This window comes from Bombilactobacillus sp. ESL1094, from assembly GCF_058107425.1.
Genome location: NZ_JBYLUM010000001.1, coordinates 863,377 through 880,282 on the forward strand (window position 1 = coordinate 863,377; position 16,906 = coordinate 880,282).

Sequence of the window (16,906 nt, forward strand, 5' to 3'; positions counted from 1 at the left end):
TACGTAAAATTTAGAAATTTTGAATGATCTGCGTCAAAATCGTCGCTAATTGCGCCTGCTGTTTCTCCGTTAAGCCGGCAATAATTTGATCATTAACACGACTCATTGTCGCGCGAATATCCACAATATGCCGATCTAATAAAGCACTCCCTTGCTGCGTCAACGACAAACTAACTTGACGGCGATCATTCGACAAATGACCCGTATTAATTAACTGGGCCTGTTCCAAACGTTTGACGATGCTTCGCATTGTTGGGTGACTCAAAGCAAACTTTTGTGCCACTTCGCGTTGCGTAATCGTGCGACCGTTAGATTCATATAAATAAACCAGCAATGTAATCTGCGGACCGGTCAAGTTTTGTTCTGGAATGAGTTTAGCGATTTGATTATTTAATTCTTTTTCAATTAAAGTATTAGCTACTTTAATCTGCGGACCCAATTGCCGTAATAAATCAGCAGTCATTCAACCACAACTCCTTTTCAAAAAGGTAGTTTACTACATTTTTTTAAAAAAGCAAAATTTTTTTGAGCATTAATTTACTGCCTACCAAAGTGCTAAACTAGTACTGGGCAAGTTATGAGGGGGATTAAAAATGAAATTCACTTTTGAAACTGCATTTGGAATTTTTCTATTGTTGTTAGGACTATGGGAATTTGTTGCTGTGCATAATCACTTCAAAAGTGTTCAAAAGTATGCCACTGCCAGTACATCACATTTTGTGGCATTAGCCTTATACTCAGGAACCTACTTTGGAGTTTGCTGTTTAATTTTCAGTATATTATTCATTCTAAATCTTGCCTAAAAAATTCGTTTACTGAATCAACTGCCGCTAGGCCCGTTGTTCAATAAACGAATTTTTAATTACTATTTGTGGAGTAGACTTGGAGCATCAATCACTTCTTCAAACGTAAATTGGTGCTGGTTATAAGTAAATTTTAAAATATTACAATTTTTCAATAATGGCATTTGGGCAATATCCTGAGCTTGCGGCCAATGCTTCAATAGAAAGGCATGGCAGGCGCCACCGTGACTAACTGCCAAAACTCGATGATGATCAGGTTGCTCCATAATGTGGGTCAAGGTCTGATCCATCCGTGCTTGAACCTGCGCCACTGACTCACCACCATAATAAACAAAGTAGTCACCATAAGAGTGTGCTTGCGGATCAATTGGCGGATTTAACCGTTCACTTTCACCTTCGTACAAGCCAAAATTCCACTCTTTAATTCCCTTTAGTCGCTGATATGGTTGGCTGGTGACAAACTCCAGAGTATCACTGGCCCGTTCTTGTGTAGACGAATAAGCATGATCAAACGTAATTCCTGCTTGTTTGAAATATTGCCCCACCTCTTTGGCTTGGCTAATACCTTGCTGAGTTAATGGCGAATCGCAAGCCCCTTGAATTCGATGAGTTTGATTAAATAAAGTTTCGCCGTGACGCATAAGATATAATTCTGACATAATTAACAATTTCCTTTCCTCAAAAGTTGGAAACGATTAATTAAATTATACCGCTTATTTAAGGAAACTCTGTATTAAATTAACAACATGTAGAATCATTTTTATCAGTCGTCATAGCATCATAGACGGCTTCTAAAGTTTGGTAAACAGTCGTTGCATCTAAATCATGTTGCGCAAACAGTTGTTGCCACCAATCATTTATCACTTGCCGTAATTGGCAAACTTGATTTTGCCCACGCTTAGTCAGATTAATGCGCTTAGCACGGCGATCATCCACGTCACATTGGCGTTTAATATAATTCTTTTGGGCTAGAGTTCGCAAATCACGGGCCAACAAGCTCGGATCCATGACCATTTTTTGGGCAATTTCTTGTTGCCTGTAATTAGGATGTTCATCAATAAACAATAGTAGATCGGTTTCGGTCGCCCGCATCTTTAAACAATCTAATTGTTTATTACACTCATTTTTCGAACCACGATAAATTCCGGCAATAAACTTGCTCAAGTTATAATAGTCCAATCATTTCCCCTTTCTGTTCGCCAACACACTACTACCCACTTTTGGTCGCAACTTAATTTATTGTTGCCGCTTTAACAGTTTTTTAGTAACCCACCGAATATATTTTTTATATTGATTAGCTGGTAAATCTTCAATCAAAGTCAAAGCTTTTTGGGAATAGTTTTGGGCTAACTGTTGTGCTGCTTTTAAACCGCCCGAAGTCCGAACCCGGTCCGCCACAGCCGTAATTTCCGCTGGCGTTAACTGTTTTTTATCCATTAAAAATTGTTTCAATTCATTATCGAACTGTAAAGCGTAAATCAGCGGAATGGAATAGACACCGTTTTTTAAATCTTCTAATTGGGGTTTGCCAGTTTGCTTATGGCCTTGGTAATCTAAAATATCATCTTCAATTTGAAAAGCCATGCCAATATTGTGGCCGATAAAACGGGCATGATGAATAATTGTCGGATCATCTGTCGCCAACACAGCACCAAATTGTGCACTTAGTTCAATTAACTGCGCCGTTTTACCTGCAATTTCGCGCAAATACATTTTCACAGTGGCTTGCGGGTTATAATTAATCCGTAACTGATCTAGTTCACCTTTTAAAATTTTTTTCATACCGCGCGCATTTAATTGTACTTCTTGTTGATTAGTTGCTACCTGGCTGATTAAATCAAAATAGACGGTCATCAAATAATCGCCGGCATAAATCGCATTGCGATCTCCCAAGTGAACTTGGATAGTTTCCACATTGCGCCGTAACTTAGAATCATCAATGACGTCATCATGGATCAAAGTGGCAATATGCAAAACTTCCATGGCCGCAGCTGCTTGAATCTTTGTTTGGTACGCCACATCGCCAAAATCACTAAAAATTAATAGGCAAGCGGGGCGAATCATTTTACCACCGCTAATCACTTGTTCGCGAATTGGTTGAGCAATTGCTTGATCTAGTGGATCAATTTGTTTTAAAATAAAATTTTGAACGTCCTGCAATTGCTGTTTCAATTCAGGAATTGCAGACCACATCGGGTTAATCATTGACAGGCACCTTTTCATGTATAATCTTTATATAGTATATCAAAAATTAAGTGAGGTTTATTGAAAGTTTGAAACCAAAAGTTTTTTTAGAATTAGTTGAAATTAAAGCCAAAACGGCGAGTGTGTTTCCTTTTTTATTAGGTGTGTTTTATACCATTTACCATTATCAGCAGCTGAACTGGCTCAATACCATTCTCTTTTTTGTGGCCATGTTGTTATTTAATATGGCGGTTGATATTAACGACAACTATTGGGATTACAAAAATGCTGATCATGATCAAGGCCAAAACTTCCGCCAAAAAACCAATGTCATTGGAGTTAATCATTTAAATATTCATAAAATTGGTTGGCTCAACTATTCCTTGATGGTTGTGGCAGCTTTAATTGGCTTATTGTTAGTAGTCAGAGTTGGCTGGTTATTACTAGTTATGGGACTCTTTTGTTTTGCCGTCGGATTTTTTTATGCTGGTGGCCCGTGGCCGTTAAACTCCTTACCCTTAGGCGAATTATTTGCGGGCTTTACGATGGGCTTTATGATCTTTTTCATCACGGTCTGGCTCAACGTACACCAATTAGTCAGCCTTAACTGGTCTTTTATTTTACCAATATTATTGGCCTCAAGTCTAGCAATGTGCGCGATTGCTTCCCTACTTTTAGCTAATAACATTTGTGATTATCAAGAAGATTTAGATTTAAAACGTCATACCATTGTCCGTTATCTAGGAGTTAATAGCAGTCTCTGGTTATATGCACTGTTATTAATTGCTGGTTATTTATTGTTATTACTCGCTGTGATTAAGAATTATTTGCCCTGGTTTGTCATGCTGACTTGGCTAACCATTCCGGTCGTCTACCAAAATACCCGACAATTCTTTGTAGTTCATGTCAAACAACAAACCTTTAAACTAGCAGTGCAAAACTTATTTATCATGACTTTCACCCAAGTCGTCACTTTAGGAATCGGTTTAATTATTCCTTAGTTTTTTGTAATCGCGATTAATTTCTTGGGCGCACCGCATAATACACAAAGTAAAAATGGTATCGACAGTTATATCAATTGTCAATACCATTTTTTGATTATTTAATTAATTGATAAGTGTCCCGCACGATCATCAATTCTTCATTGGTTGGAATCACGAAAACTTTAATGGGTGAAGCACTTTGACTAATTAAAGCAGTTTTGCCACGCACCTGATTGGCTTTCGGATCTAACAGCACTCCTAAATGTTGTAATTGTTGACAAACACCCGCACGCACTCCAGCATCATTTTCACCAATCCCCGCCGTAAAGACCAAAGCGTCTGGCTGTTCATTTAGTAAAGCTAAATAAGATCCTACATATTTAACAATCCGATTAATAAACATTTGTTGCGCCAATTGCGCTTGTTGATTACCTTGTGCAGCCGCTTCATCAATATCCCGTTTATCATTAGACAATCCGGAAACACCGAGCAAACCCGAATGATGATTTAAAATATCTAACACTTCCGAGATATCAGAAATCTGTTCTTTTTTCATCAAGTACTCTAAGATCGAGGGGTCAATATCACCACTTCTCGTCCCCATCATTACACCGGCTAAAGGCGTAAAGCCCATCGAAGTATCAATGGCTTGCCCATTTTCAATGGCCGTCACCGAAGCACCACTACCTAAATGCAACGTAATTAAATTGGTTTGCGCAACTGGTTTTTGTAATAATTGGGCGGCTTGCTCTAAGACATAGCGGTGACTAGTACCATGCGCACCATATTTTCGGATGTGATCTTGACGATAATATTTCATTTCTAAGGGATATAAATAATTGACGGGTGCTAGAGTTGTGTAAAATGATGTATCAAACACTGCCACTTGTGTAGCTTGCGGTAATAATTTGGCAAAAACTTGAATATAATAAGCCTCCGTCGCGTTATGTAGCGGCGCTAATTCGGCTAAATTAGCAATTTCTTGGGCGACATACGGGGTTATTTTAGTTGAACGCTTAAATTTTTCACCGCCTGACACAATCCGGTGCCCGACACCTTTAATATCTTCTAAGTGCTCCACAATCCCCAAGCTTTTGAGACGTGTTAAAATTAGGGTAGCAGCAATTTGTTGATTAGTAATCGCTTCTTGTTGTTTAAACTTGTGGCCCTGATATTCTGCTTCAAACACTGCATCAACTTTACCTAGACGATCGATCATTCCTTGTGCTACTTTTTTTTCACTCGGTAAATCATAAATCTGCCATTTCAAACTCGAACTACCTGCATTGACCGCCATTATTAACATAAAATCCAGCCTCCAATTTCTTAGTTGGCTTAATTATACTTCAAAGAAACCGGTTGCACAAAAATTGTTAATAAAGCCTAGCTAGCGAACAAAATCGCAAACAGCCAGCTAAGAACGCTAAATTATGATTTTTTATCTTTAAGAAATACCGTTTTGGGAATTTGTGGCACACTCTCATTTATACGCATTTCCATTTATCTCAACAACTTCAGAAAACTTTAAAATAAATACAGTATATCGGTTTTCAGAACTTCAGAAAAAGTTTATAATAATTGTTAGAATTACATACAAAGAAAGGATTGGGTTTATGGCTCACATTGTAATTTTAGGAGCAGGCTATGCTGGCTTAGGTACCGCCAGAAAATTAGCAAAAATTGCTCCTGCAGACACACAAATTGATTTAATTGACCGTAACACTAAGCATGTTGAATCAATCGAACTTTATCAAGTTGCTGCGGGTACCGCCAACGCAGACAAAATCAGTTTTGATATTCGCGGAGTATTACCGGATAATGTTAACTTTATTCAAGCGAATGTTTCAAAAATTGATTATGAAAACAAAACGGTTGAATTTGCTGATCATGATGACTTAACTTACGATTATGTTGTTCTTGGTTTAGGTTTCCGTTCTGAAAACTTTGGTATGGAAGGTGCTGATCAATACTCTTACAAACTGCAAGATATTCCTTCCGCCGAAAAGATTTATGAAGTTATCAACTCTAACATTCGTAATTATAAGCAATCCCAAGACCCGAACGACTTAAATATCGTAGTTTGTGGTGCTGGTTTTACTGGTATCGAATTATTGGGTGAATTAATTGACACCGCTAAGATCTTAAAAGCTAAGTATGGTGTTCCCGAAATTAACATTACTAGTGTGGAAATGGCACCGCAAATTTTGCCAATGTTTGACTCTGAGTTGGCACAATATGCTGTTGATTTCTTAAGCAAGAACGGCATTAAAATCATGACCAGTGCAAAAATTAAGAAGATTGAGCCAAATGCTGTTGTTTATACAAAGGGCGACAGTGATGAAGAACAACGCATCTACGCTAATTCTATTATCTGGACAGTTGGTGTTAGTGGTAGTGATGTCATTAAAGACTCCGGCTTCAATGCTCGGCGCAACCGGATTACAGTTACCGACTATCTAAACATTGAAGATCATCCTGAAATTTATGTGGCTGGTGATGATTCTGCTTCCATGGATCCTAAATCCGAACGACCATTACCAACTACCGGCCAATTAGCTTTGGCACAAGCAATTGTTGCTGCAGAAAATATTGTTGCTGACATTCAAGATACTCCAAAGAAGAAGTTTGTTTACCAATCTAAAGGAACAATTGCTTCCTTAGGACCTTCTCATGGTATTGCTGAAATTACCAAACCACACTTGAAATTAAAGGGTGCTGTTGCTGCTATGGCTAAACGCTTCTCCTTTGAACAAGTTTTATATGAAGTTGGTGGCGTTAAGGGTCTCCAAAAGAAATAATTTATCAATCACAATCAGATTTAACAAAAAATTCTAGTTATTTTTCCAATGAAGAAAAGTAGCTAGAATTTTTTATTTGTTTTCTCGTAATTAATAATAGTAATTCAAAGAAACTATTTAAAATAGTGTACATTAAATTGTAAAAAATATTGTTAAGCAATAGTCATTCATCTTTAAATTACACTAAAAGAATTAATGACAAAAAATTAAGTACTTTACTTTGCCCCAATGCCAACAATTTGAAAAATTGTTACTAATTTAGTAAGATAAATTACAAGAATGTAGGTGGTGAAAAATCAAGATTACATATAAAAATAAACGTGTCCAGCAAGTCTGTACAATGCCTAAAAAAGCACAAAAAATTTATGGTAAAGAGATTGCAGTTGCACTCTTGGGATTAGTTAATGCTTTAAACAGCGCAGAGAATTTACAAGATATTAATGCTTTAAGAATTTATCATGTACATAAATTATCTAATAATCGTCATGGTGAATTATCACTTGATATTAAGGGCAGGAAAAATAGTTATCGCCTTATTCTGCAGCCCCTAGCTAGTGATTATCAGCCATTAATTGATTCCACAGATAATTTGGTTTTATTCTACACTGCTGTTGATATTGTTAGGATTGAGGAGGTATCTAAACATTATGAATAAAACAATTACAGATAATTTTGCTGCCTTTCATCCAGGATACTATATTAAACAATATTTAAAATCTCAAAACATGAATCAACATGAATTAGCTAAGCGTTTAAATACTAATGAAAAAACCGTTAGCCAACTAATCAATGGCAAAATACCGCTAACTGAACAATTAATCGAAGGTTTAGCCATTATTTTAGGAACATCGGCACAATTTTGGAGAAATTTAAATAATCAATACCTAGACACTATAAATCAAATTAAATTTGAGCAGCAATTAACTAAAGATAGTGCAATTGAAAAACAAATGGATTATAAATTTTGGCAAAACTTAAATCTTGTACCAGAAACACATCAAACTAAACAAAAAGTATTGGAATTAAGAAAATTTTTTCATGTATCCTCTCTTGAAGTCTTAAAAAATCATGATTTTTTAGTCCAATATAAAACCGCTGTTCCAAAAATTAAAGATACTAACATTATTAATTCTAATGCTTGGGTACAAACTGCCTTAAATTTGGGTAGTAACACTTCCGTGGAACCCATTAATATTACATTTCTCAAGGAAAAATTACCGCAGATTAGATCCATGACCACCCAAGAACCGGAAATATTTTTACCTAATTTAAAGGAAATTTTTTCTAAAGCGGGTGTAGCTTTCGTCATCTTACCCAATCTAAAAAATTGTGGTATTAACGGTGCGGTTAAATGGTTAAGTAACGATAAGGTATTATTAGCTTTAAACGACCGCCGTAAATATGCGGATATTTTTTGGTTTGCACTTTTCCATGAAATCAAACATATTTTTCAAAATAAAAGAGGACACATTATTGTATCCCCTCAAAAAAATGAGGCCATTAATAGTATTTTAGACTTATCTAAATTAGAAAAAGATGCTGATTTATTCGCCCAAAATTATCTAATTCCACCTAAATTGTATCAAGCTTTTATTATGCAAAATAATTTCTCAGCTGAAGCTATCGTCAATTTTGCTAAATCTACTGATTTACACCCTGGCATCGTCGTTGGTAGGTTACAAAGAGAACATAAAATTTCCTTTAATCAATATAACAATTTTCGACAGCAATATAATATCACTAATTAAAGAAAAGATATTTTTTAAAATAGATTCAATAAAACAGTCAATGTTATGACGCTTAGCAACGTGCTCATTAATGTACAGCTCGAAACTAAATCTGGCTCCGTTTTAAATTGAATCGCATATAGTGTAGTATTGGCCGCACTCGGCATTGCCGACATTAACACAACAATCTGTGTCAAAAGCGTGGAAACGCCGACCCAACGACAAATCAATAGTGCCAGCACAGGGGATAAGACCAAGCGCACCAGCACTGCTACACTAATTGTTTTGAACGCTACTGTTTTTGTAGTTACGTCAGCCAATTGCATCCCCAAAATCAACATAATTAACGGAATGGCAATGTTGCCAATCATATTAACACTCTTCATTAAGTTAGCTGGTAATTGAATTTGATAAAAATGTAGTAGAATAGCTGGTAAAATTACGTAATTCATTGGCTGCTTCAAGACGGCCATACCAGCAGCTTTAAATCCAGCTAGGCCGCGTTCATGAGCCGAAGCAGCAATATAGACCCCCACAAAGCCCATCAAAATATTATGAAAAACCATAATCATCATCGCCAGACTAGTTCCTTTAGCTCCAAAAGCAAATAAAACCAAAGGTACCCCGTAATTACCACTATTGGGAAAAACCGTCGCTAACAAAAAGGCATTCACCTGACTCCGCGAAAATTTTAAAATGCGCCCGATTACTACGCCAACTACAATCAAACTCAACATAATTAATGTTGAAGTAATAATAATATTTAAAAAATTTTGATTGAGTGTCTGTTTATAAAAAGTTTGAAAAACCAAAAATGGCAGGAGCAAATAAATTGATAGCGTGGACAATGGTTTAACATCTAAGCGAAAAATTTTTTGAAAAAGATAGCCCGCTAAAAAAATTAATAATACTGGTAGCATTACTTGATTAAAAGCTGTCATTAACTTGATCCTTTCAGGACTTACTTGGTAATTTTTTCAATACTCGCGCTGGTGAACCAGCAAGGACGACGTTACTGCCAAACGATTTGGTCACTGTCGCGTTAGCGCCGACGATTACATTATCACCCAGGCTAACTCCCGGCAAAATTACCGCATTCCCACCGACCCAGACATTATCGCCGAGCGTAATCGCCTGTCCTAAGCCAATGCCTGCACTGCGCTGAATAGGATCCTGCGGATGCGTGGCCGCATATAGTTGTACCTTCGGCGCCAATAAACAGTTATCACCGATCATCACGGGCGCAATATCTAGAATCGTACAATCATAATTACACAAAAAGTTATCACCAACGTGAATATTATAACCAAAATCACAGCGAAAATTCGGTTGAATGTACGGATTGGTCCCCACTGAACCCAACAGTTGTCGAATCACCTGATCTTTTTGTTGCGTAGCTTGATCATCCAATTCATTTAACATTTTACATAAGCGCCGTGCCCTGGTTTCATCAGCCGCCAATTCTGGGTCAAAAATATAATACGGTTTTCCAGCTAAAAATTTTTCTTTTTCTGTCTGTACCATCAAATAATCTCCTCAATCAAAAAACGAGCGGGGAAATCCAGGCCTCATAGCACCGCTAAGCTTGAATTTTCCATCTCGTTTTTATGGTTTTATTCAATTAATTTTATTTTAAAAATTTAGGATTAGCAGTAACATGAAAAGCATCTGCCAAATCATGCAATTGGGCATCAGTAATTTCTTGTTTAATTTGACCGCCTTGCGCACCAATTTGTGAATAAATCGTAGCTGCTTTTTCAACCGTTTCAATTAAACCAAAAGCTTCATCTAATGTCGTACCCGTACCAAAAATCCCGTGGTGGGGCCACATAACTACCCGAAAGTCCTGCATCTTGGCAGCTGTGGCTCGCCCAATTTCATTCGTCCCTGGTGTCATGTAAGGAATGACTCCCACACCTTCAGGGAACACAACTAATGATTCTGCCTGCATCTTCCATAACAACAAAGAAATGCTCTTTTCATCCAATTCGTGCGTAAAAGACAACGCAATCAAATTCGTTGGATGACAGTGCATCACCACGCGGTGGTTAGGATCAACTTTCAACCGTTCAATATGTGACATTAAATGACTCGGAAATTCAGAAGTTGGGGCCGCACCATCTTCATAACCCCATAATAAATCAGCATGTTGCCCATCAGCAGTGATTTTAACCAAACCTAAATCAAGGTTAGGTTGATGAATAACATTCCGGAAATAACGCCCCGTAGCCGTTACCAAAAAGTAACTCCCTACTAACGCACTAGCATCAAAACCCAGGTCAATAGTCCGCTTAACTACAGCAACATCATCAAATGGCGCCACATCTTCAGCCGTCAAACGTAAGGACACATTACCACCATTACGCTCATCCCAGCCTTCTTGATAAGAGGCTTGTGTTATTTCACAAACTTTTTGTACATATTTAGAATCACCAAAACTTGTCATGCTTACAATTCTCCCTTATTAAGTCCATTAATATTTTTAAAAATGCCAAAATTTACGCTGAACCACGAATAAACAATCGAGTCATTGTGATGACTTAATTGTTTATTCCGAGTTAAAACTCAGTTATTGAGTATCATTCAGTTTTATCTTAGCGCTTAAATTGAACGTCTTTTTCATATTGCCGAATTTCTTTGAGCCAATCCATCCCGACTGGAACATTATTCCGCAAACAAAATTCATCCCAAACTGCACCAAATGGATAAGATTTTAATTCTTCAGTTTCTACTAAGCGTTGCGTAAAGTCATAGTGCAACTCGTCTTCTTTTAATTGAGCTAAAGGTGCCAACATTGCTTGTAATAAGGCCTTTTGGGTTGCCCGGGCACCAATGACCCAAGCAGAAACCCGATTAATCGTAGCATCAAAGAAGTCTAAACCAATATTCGTCTTATCTAATTCGTTATCCCGCACTAACGAGCGAGTAATCCGTTGCAAAGCTTCATCAAAGATGACTACGTGGTCACTATCCCAACGAACTGGACGCGAAACATGTAACATCAAGCCGCGACCAAATGGCAAAAAGGCAGAAAATTTGTCGGAAACATCTTCAGTTGGATGCCAGTGACCTGCATCAATCGTCCATAATTTGTTACGAGTAATCGCATAGTTGTTGTAGAACAAATGAGAACCTACCGTGTAAGACTCAATACCTGTACCAAACAATTTACCTTCAAAGGATTCAATCGTATTCTTTTCATCATATTTATCTTTAATAATTTCATCTAAGGACTCAATCATCCGCAAACGCGGTGTCGCTTTATCAATGGGATTATCTTTAAAACCATCAGGCATCCAGAAATTATTAATTGATTGTTGACCCAATTCTTGACCAAAGTAATTTGAAATTTTCCGTGATTGTTTCCCTACTTGAATCCAAAAATCACGAATATCTTTTTCTGGACTAGCTAAGGTAAAATTATTTTTGACTTTGGGATGAGAGAAGAAAGTAGGGTTCATATCCAAACCAATTTTTTCTTCCTTAGCCCAATCAACCCAATACTTAAAGTCTTCTGGACCAATTTCATCAAAGTCTTTTTTGCGATCTGTGACCGCATATAAAGTATGCAGCTGCACTTTATGATGACCAGGAATTAATGATAATGCTTCATGTAAATCACCCGTTAATTCATCAGGCGTTGTAGCAATCCCCGGATAATCACCGCTGACGCCAATGCCACCGGTTAATTCTTGTTCCGGATTCACAAAGCCATGAATGTCGTCACCTTGCCAACAATGCACAGATAATTTAACTTTTTTCAATTGTTCCATGGCAGCTTCTGTATCTACGCCAATTTCAGCATACCGTTCCTTGGCGGTTTGATAAGCATTTTCAACAGTTTCAGATTTAGTCATAATCACACATCTCCTTAAAAATTTAATTCAAATGAAAAACCTCATGTAAGTCAGTCGTCACTGGACTTTGATCCGGATTCGTATCCATAATCGGTTCCATATATGCCCACCACTTTTTGCAGGCATCAGACTCGGAAATCTGATTATATTTATCAAGGTCATCAACTTCTAAATAAGCAAACAAATTGCCCGTGGCTTTATCCAGAAAAATTGAGTAATTATGCGCACCAGCAGCTTTCAAAGCTTGGCGCATTTCCGGAAACAAATTATTGTGTCTCTTTTCATACTCAGCATATTGATCTGGATAAACATGCATTAATTGTCCCAAACGGACTGTCACTTTTGGTCACTTCCTTTTTATCTAAATTTGCTACGCCAAGTTTTTAAATGTTCTTGCATATCTTGTTGCGGTTGATATTGCTTTAAATCAAAGGAATCAGCTATGATCCGCCGTGCCAAATAAACATTTAAAATATCACCTTGCGCAATCATCTGCACAATCAAATTGCCAATGGCCGTGGCTTCAGTGGGGCCAGCAAACACATTCACACCAGCAATATTAGCTGTTAACTGGTTCATTAAAGCTACATTGGCACCACCACCAACAATATTCAACGTGTCAATTTGATAACCTAAAATTTGGCCCAAAATATCTAATTCATTAGCGTAATACAGTGACAAATTCGAATAAGCAGCCATCGCAATTTCACCAGGAGTTTGCGGGACTTTTTGGTGCGTTTCACGACAGTAAGCTTGAATTTCTGGAATCATCGCTGGTGGATTTTGAAAGCGCTGATCATTGACATCAATATATTGTTGAAATGGCGTTTCTTGTTGTGCTAACTGAGCTAATTGCGCAAAACTATATTGATCATGTAATTCTTTTTTAATATTTTGCACAATCCACAAGCCCATAATATTTTTCAAAAACCGATACGTGCCATACGCACCCCATTCATTGGTGTAGTTGTGTTTAAATGCTAACTGGCCGTTCTCTGGAACATTTAATTCGGCTCCAATCAAAGACCAGGTTCCTGAGCTCAAGTAAGCCCAACGTTGCCCGAGTCCGGGAGTTCCTACGACGGCCGAGGCCGTATCATGAGTCGCTACCGTAATTACTTGAGCTCGGGGTAAATCGTAATCGGGGAATTTATCCGTTTGTAATTCACCCAGCATGGTCCCAGGGTCAACTAACTTAGGAAATTGATCGGCACTGACATTAACCTTTTGCAACAAATGTTCATCAAACAAACCTTCGCGTAAACTTAACATTTGCGTCGTGGATGCATTAGTAACTTCCGTTACTGCTTGGCCCGTTAGCACATAACCCAAGTAATCGGGAATCATTAAAATTTTGTCGGTGTGTGCTAATAAATCTTTGTCTTCTTCAAACAATTGGTATAACGTGTTAAAGTCTAAAAATTGAATCCCGGTTTTCTGATAAATATATTCTTTGGATAAATCAGAGGTTAAATCGTGAATCGCATTTTTAGTCCGCGCATCCCGATAAGAAACCGGATCTTTCAAACGTTGACCATCTGAACCGACCAAAACGTAATCAACAGCCCACGTATCAATTCCCACTGTTACTTCCGCATAACCAGCTTGTTTGACTTTTTGCAGTCCCAGTAAAATTTCTTGAATAATATGATCAATGTCCCAACAATCAGCACCATTTTTGGAGGTAAATCCATTGGTAAAACGGTGCATTTCTTTCAATTGCAATTGGCCATCAATTAATTGACCCAGCATCAAACGCCCACTGGAAGCGCCAATATCAATTGCTACATAAGTTTTACTCACTAACTGCACCTTCTATTCTTCTTTGGTACCATAACGTTCCAAAGTGATTTCATCTAAAGATTTACCTTGAGTTTGTGGCGTCCAAATAACACCAATAATCAAAGATACTAACAGCAAAATAATCATGACCGTCCCAGCAACCTTAAAACCAAGATCTGCTAAAATCATTGGGAAAATGATCGACCAAATCCCAGAGCTACCACGGACAATAAAGAACATAAACCCTTGGGAGCCAGCACGATACTTTGTAGGAAACAGCTCCACTGCCCATAAAGCATACCAAGCTTGGGCACCAATTCCGGCAGATAGTCCCCAAATAATTACAAAAGCAATTAAAGCGGCCCAGCCGAAGCCAATATAAGTTAAAATTACCCAAGAAATAACAGCCATTAAAGCCCCTACAAAGAAGAAGCCCCGGGGATTAAGCCGATCGCCAAATAAGGCAAAACCGAAGTAACCAGATAAAGCGGTACATAACCACAAAACTGCTTGTAAAATATTGGCTTGCAAGGTATTTAAGCCACCGACAGTTTCATATACAAATGGCATAAAGAAGCCCATCGCCCCCGCAACTAAATTCCAGAGAGCATAAACACCGCATAAGAAGAGAATACTTTTAATGGAAACCATATTCGAAAATAATTCTTTATATGGATGCGGCTTAATTCCTGATTGCCGTTCTTTTTCCTTTTGTTGCAACCAATCCTGAGATTCCGGTAAGTTTCTTTGCAATAACCACGCAATAAATGCCACAATTGTTAAAAAGACAAATAATAAGCGGTTACCTAATAAACCAAGTGGTGCAAATAATGATGCTGCCACAAAAACTAACGTCGGTCCCATGGACCAGGAAAATTGGGAAATTCCAATATCATGGGCCCGATTTTTTCCATCAGATGTTTCACCAATATACGTCCAAGAAGCAGGAACCCCCGCACCTACAGCCATACCTGTCACTAAAAAACCAATTAGTAACATCGGAAAATTAATAGAAAACACAATTAAAAGTGTTCCGACCATGTAGACCAACATATCATAGGTATAAATCATTTTGCGGCCGTATTTATCAGACAAATGCCCGCCAATGATGGCTCCCAATGCCGAACCAAAAGCATTAGCACTCAATGCCCCTAATAAACCGACGGCAAAGCTACTCAAACCAAAGTGCTTTTGCCACATTGTTAAACCTGCACCGCCCGCAACGATTGAGCCTGAGTCTAAAAAATTGGTTAAGGATACTGCCCACGTTGAAGCGTGCGAACTTTTAGCCATAACTTCAGATCTCCATTCATAATTCTTAATCGTAAACGTTTACTGTATAGATTGTAAGCGTAATCGCTAGACTAGCGCAATGGCATAATTCTTGATAATCAGTATCATATTAATACATTTTTTTAATTTAATGATTTTAGATTCTGGAAATCAACCAGGGGCACAGTTCGTAATTTTTATCTATAAAAGCACTTTTTAGATTATTTTTTTGTAAAAATAAAATATTTAAACCATTCATCGCAAAACTTTATGAATAAAATCACAAGTTTTTATTGAAATCGTTTTTTGATAGTGACATAATCATTGTTGAAAAGGGTGAATTTCAAGAAAGGGGTTTTATTAATGAAAATTACTGCCGCTGTTGTCAAAGAACAAGGAGCACCATTTACCTTAGAAGATGACATTGAACTGCACGAAGTTGGTCCGACTGATCTCCAAATTCACATGGTGGCCAGCGGGATTTGCCATTCTGATGAAGCGATTCGCAAAGGCGATGCTTCGGTAGGCTATCCAGCAATTTTAGGTCATGAAGGGGCCGGTATCGTTGAAAAAATTGGTTCCGAAGTGAAAAACTTTCAAGTCGGTGATCATGTTATTTTATCTTTTTACGCTGATGGAACCTGCGATAATTGTTTAAAAGGGGTGCCCACACAGTGTCGTAATTATGGTGATTACAATTTGTCTGGGGTCCGGGCCGATGGTGAAGATCAATTTACTCAGAACGGTCAGCACATCTCTAATATGTTTAATCAATCCTCGTTTACAACGACTACCGTTGTTGACCAACGTAATGCTGTCAAAGTTGATAAAAGTTTAGATTTACGGAAATTAGGACCATTAGGTTGTGGTTATGTAACTGGTTCCGGTACTGTCTTTAATACTTTGCAACCGAAACCTGGTGATACGATCGCTGTCTTTGGTACTGGTGCCGTCGGTCTAGCTGCTATGATGGCCGGACGCATTTCTGGTTGTATTAAAGTTATTGCCGTGGACGTAGTTCCTCAAAGATTGGCCTTAGCCAAAGAATTAGGAGCTACAGATACGATTAATAGTAATGATGAGGATGCCGTGGCTAAAATTCAACAATTAACTAATGGCTATGGCGTTGATTGGACGGTTGACACTACTGGTATTCCTGCAGTAATCAAAAACAGCGTTTTAGCATTAGCTCAAGGCGGAACGTGTGCTGCGATCGCCGTGACACCAAAATTATTAGAAATTTCTACTTGGAATGATCTCTGCGTTGATGATCGCAAAGTCGTTGGTGTCAACATGGGCGATTCCATTCCTCAAGTTGATATTACCCGCTTGATTGAATTTTATAAGTTAGGTTGGTTTGACTTTGATAAAACTGAAAAGTTCTATGATTTCAAGGATATTAATCAAGCCAATGCCGATTCTGTTTCGGGGAAAACGATTAAACCGGTTTTGATTATTGATCCCGACTACCAACCAGATAAATAATCGTCGTTACTCGAC

General features: G+C 37.9%; 17 protein-coding genes. 5 read left to right on the forward strand and 12 right to left on the reverse strand.

Annotated elements, in window-relative coordinates:
- Nucleotides 1–10: 10 nt before the first annotated feature.
- The 4 genes from AC3B5S_RS04315 to AC3B5S_RS04330 all read right to left on the reverse strand — a co-directional run bounded on the left by AC3B5S_RS04315 (nt 11) and on the right by AC3B5S_RS04330 (nt 3,008).
- Nucleotides 11–463, reverse strand: coding sequence for a MarR family winged helix-turn-helix transcriptional regulator (locus AC3B5S_RS04315; protein WP_489769343.1), 453 nt, complete (start codon nt 461–463; stop codon nt 11–13).
- 402 nt (nt 464–865) lie between these two features.
- The gene (locus AC3B5S_RS04320; RefSeq protein ID WP_489769344.1) at nt 866–1,462 is read right to left on the reverse strand and encodes a histidine phosphatase family protein; all 597 of its coding nucleotides are present in this window, start codon (nt 1,460–1,462) and stop codon (nt 866–868) included.
- A gap of 79 nt (nt 1,463–1,541) precedes the next feature.
- On the reverse strand, nt 1,542–1,982 hold the full coding sequence (locus tag AC3B5S_RS04325) for a MarR family transcriptional regulator (RefSeq protein ID WP_489769345.1): 441 nt from the start codon (nt 1,980–1,982) through the stop codon (nt 1,542–1,544).
- Between the two features lie 57 nt (nt 1,983–2,039).
- Nucleotides 2,040–3,008: a polyprenyl synthetase family protein gene (locus tag AC3B5S_RS04330; protein ID WP_489769346.1), complete on the reverse strand. Its 969-nt coding sequence runs from the start codon at nt 3,006–3,008 to the stop codon at nt 2,040–2,042.
- Nucleotides 3,009–3,076: 68 nt separating this feature from the next.
- On the opposite strand from AC3B5S_RS04330, the gene AC3B5S_RS04335 reads away from it, so the two are divergent.
- Complete coding sequence (locus AC3B5S_RS04335) at nt 3,077–3,988, forward strand: 1,4-dihydroxy-2-naphthoate polyprenyltransferase (protein WP_489756912.1); 912 nt, start codon at nt 3,077–3,079, stop codon at nt 3,986–3,988.
- A 97-nt stretch (nt 3,989–4,085) separates the two neighbouring features.
- Here the strand turns inward: AC3B5S_RS04335 and AC3B5S_RS04340 are convergent, their stop codons facing one another.
- On the reverse strand, nt 4,086–5,276 hold the full coding sequence (locus AC3B5S_RS04340) for an acetate/propionate family kinase (RefSeq protein ID WP_489756911.1): 1,191 nt from the start codon (nt 5,274–5,276) through the stop codon (nt 4,086–4,088).
- Nucleotides 5,277–5,583: 307 nt separating this feature from the next.
- Here AC3B5S_RS04340 and AC3B5S_RS04345 point away from each other — a divergent pair, with 307 nt between their 5' ends.
- From AC3B5S_RS04345 to AC3B5S_RS04355, 3 genes are all read left to right on the forward strand, one after another.
- Complete coding sequence (locus tag AC3B5S_RS04345) at nt 5,584–6,768, forward strand: NAD(P)/FAD-dependent oxidoreductase (RefSeq protein WP_489756910.1); 1,185 nt, start codon at nt 5,584–5,586, stop codon at nt 6,766–6,768.
- Between the two features lie 340 nt (nt 6,769–7,108).
- Nucleotides 7,109–7,423: a hypothetical protein gene (locus AC3B5S_RS04350; RefSeq protein WP_489756909.1), complete on the forward strand. Its 315-nt coding sequence runs from the start codon at nt 7,109–7,111 to the stop codon at nt 7,421–7,423.
- A complete protein-coding gene (locus AC3B5S_RS04355; protein WP_489769347.1) occupies nt 7,416–8,516 on the forward strand; it encodes a helix-turn-helix domain-containing protein in 1,101 nt (366 codons plus the stop codon). The genes AC3B5S_RS04350 and AC3B5S_RS04355 overlap by 8 nt, the downstream gene beginning before the upstream one ends.
- Before the next feature lie 14 nt (nt 8,517–8,530).
- Here the strand turns inward: AC3B5S_RS04355 and AC3B5S_RS04360 are convergent, their stop codons facing one another.
- The 7 genes from AC3B5S_RS04360 to AC3B5S_RS04390 form a co-directional block, all read right to left on the reverse strand.
- Complete coding sequence (locus tag AC3B5S_RS04360) at nt 8,531–9,436, reverse strand: AEC family transporter (protein ID WP_489790120.1); 906 nt, start codon at nt 9,434–9,436, stop codon at nt 8,531–8,533.
- Between the two features lie 13 nt (nt 9,437–9,449).
- On the reverse strand, nt 9,450–10,019 hold the full coding sequence (locus tag AC3B5S_RS04365) for a sugar O-acetyltransferase (protein WP_489790121.1): 570 nt from the start codon (nt 10,017–10,019) through the stop codon (nt 9,450–9,452).
- Between the two features lie 103 nt (nt 10,020–10,122).
- A complete protein-coding gene (gene rhaD, locus AC3B5S_RS04370; RefSeq protein WP_489790122.1) occupies nt 10,123–10,941 on the reverse strand; it encodes a rhamnulose-1-phosphate aldolase in 819 nt (272 codons plus the stop codon).
- Between the two features lie 148 nt (nt 10,942–11,089).
- Entirely contained in the window at nt 11,090–12,352 is a 1,263-nt protein-coding gene (locus tag AC3B5S_RS04375; RefSeq protein WP_489756904.1) for an L-rhamnose isomerase, read from the reverse strand.
- 22 nt (nt 12,353–12,374) lie between these two features.
- On the reverse strand, nt 12,375–12,692 hold the full coding sequence (gene rhaM / locus AC3B5S_RS04380) for an L-rhamnose mutarotase (RefSeq protein ID WP_489756903.1): 318 nt from the start codon (nt 12,690–12,692) through the stop codon (nt 12,375–12,377).
- 17 nt (nt 12,693–12,709) lie between these two features.
- The gene (gene rhaB, locus AC3B5S_RS04385; RefSeq protein ID WP_489774647.1) at nt 12,710–14,155 is read right to left on the reverse strand and encodes a rhamnulokinase; all 1,446 of its coding nucleotides are present in this window, start codon (nt 14,153–14,155) and stop codon (nt 12,710–12,712) included.
- Between the two features lie 12 nt (nt 14,156–14,167).
- Nucleotides 14,168–15,427 carry an MFS transporter gene (locus AC3B5S_RS04390; RefSeq protein ID WP_489756901.1) on the reverse strand — a complete coding sequence of 420 codons (1,260 nt, stop codon included), beginning with the start codon at nt 15,425–15,427 and terminating at the stop codon, nt 14,168–14,170.
- A gap of 342 nt (nt 15,428–15,769) precedes the next feature.
- Between AC3B5S_RS04390 and AC3B5S_RS04395 the strand changes: the two genes are divergently transcribed.
- On the forward strand, nt 15,770–16,891 hold the full coding sequence (locus AC3B5S_RS04395; RefSeq protein ID WP_489756900.1) for an NAD(P)-dependent alcohol dehydrogenase: 1,122 nt from the start codon (nt 15,770–15,772) through the stop codon (nt 16,889–16,891).
- Nucleotides 16,892–16,906 lie beyond the last annotated feature (15 nt).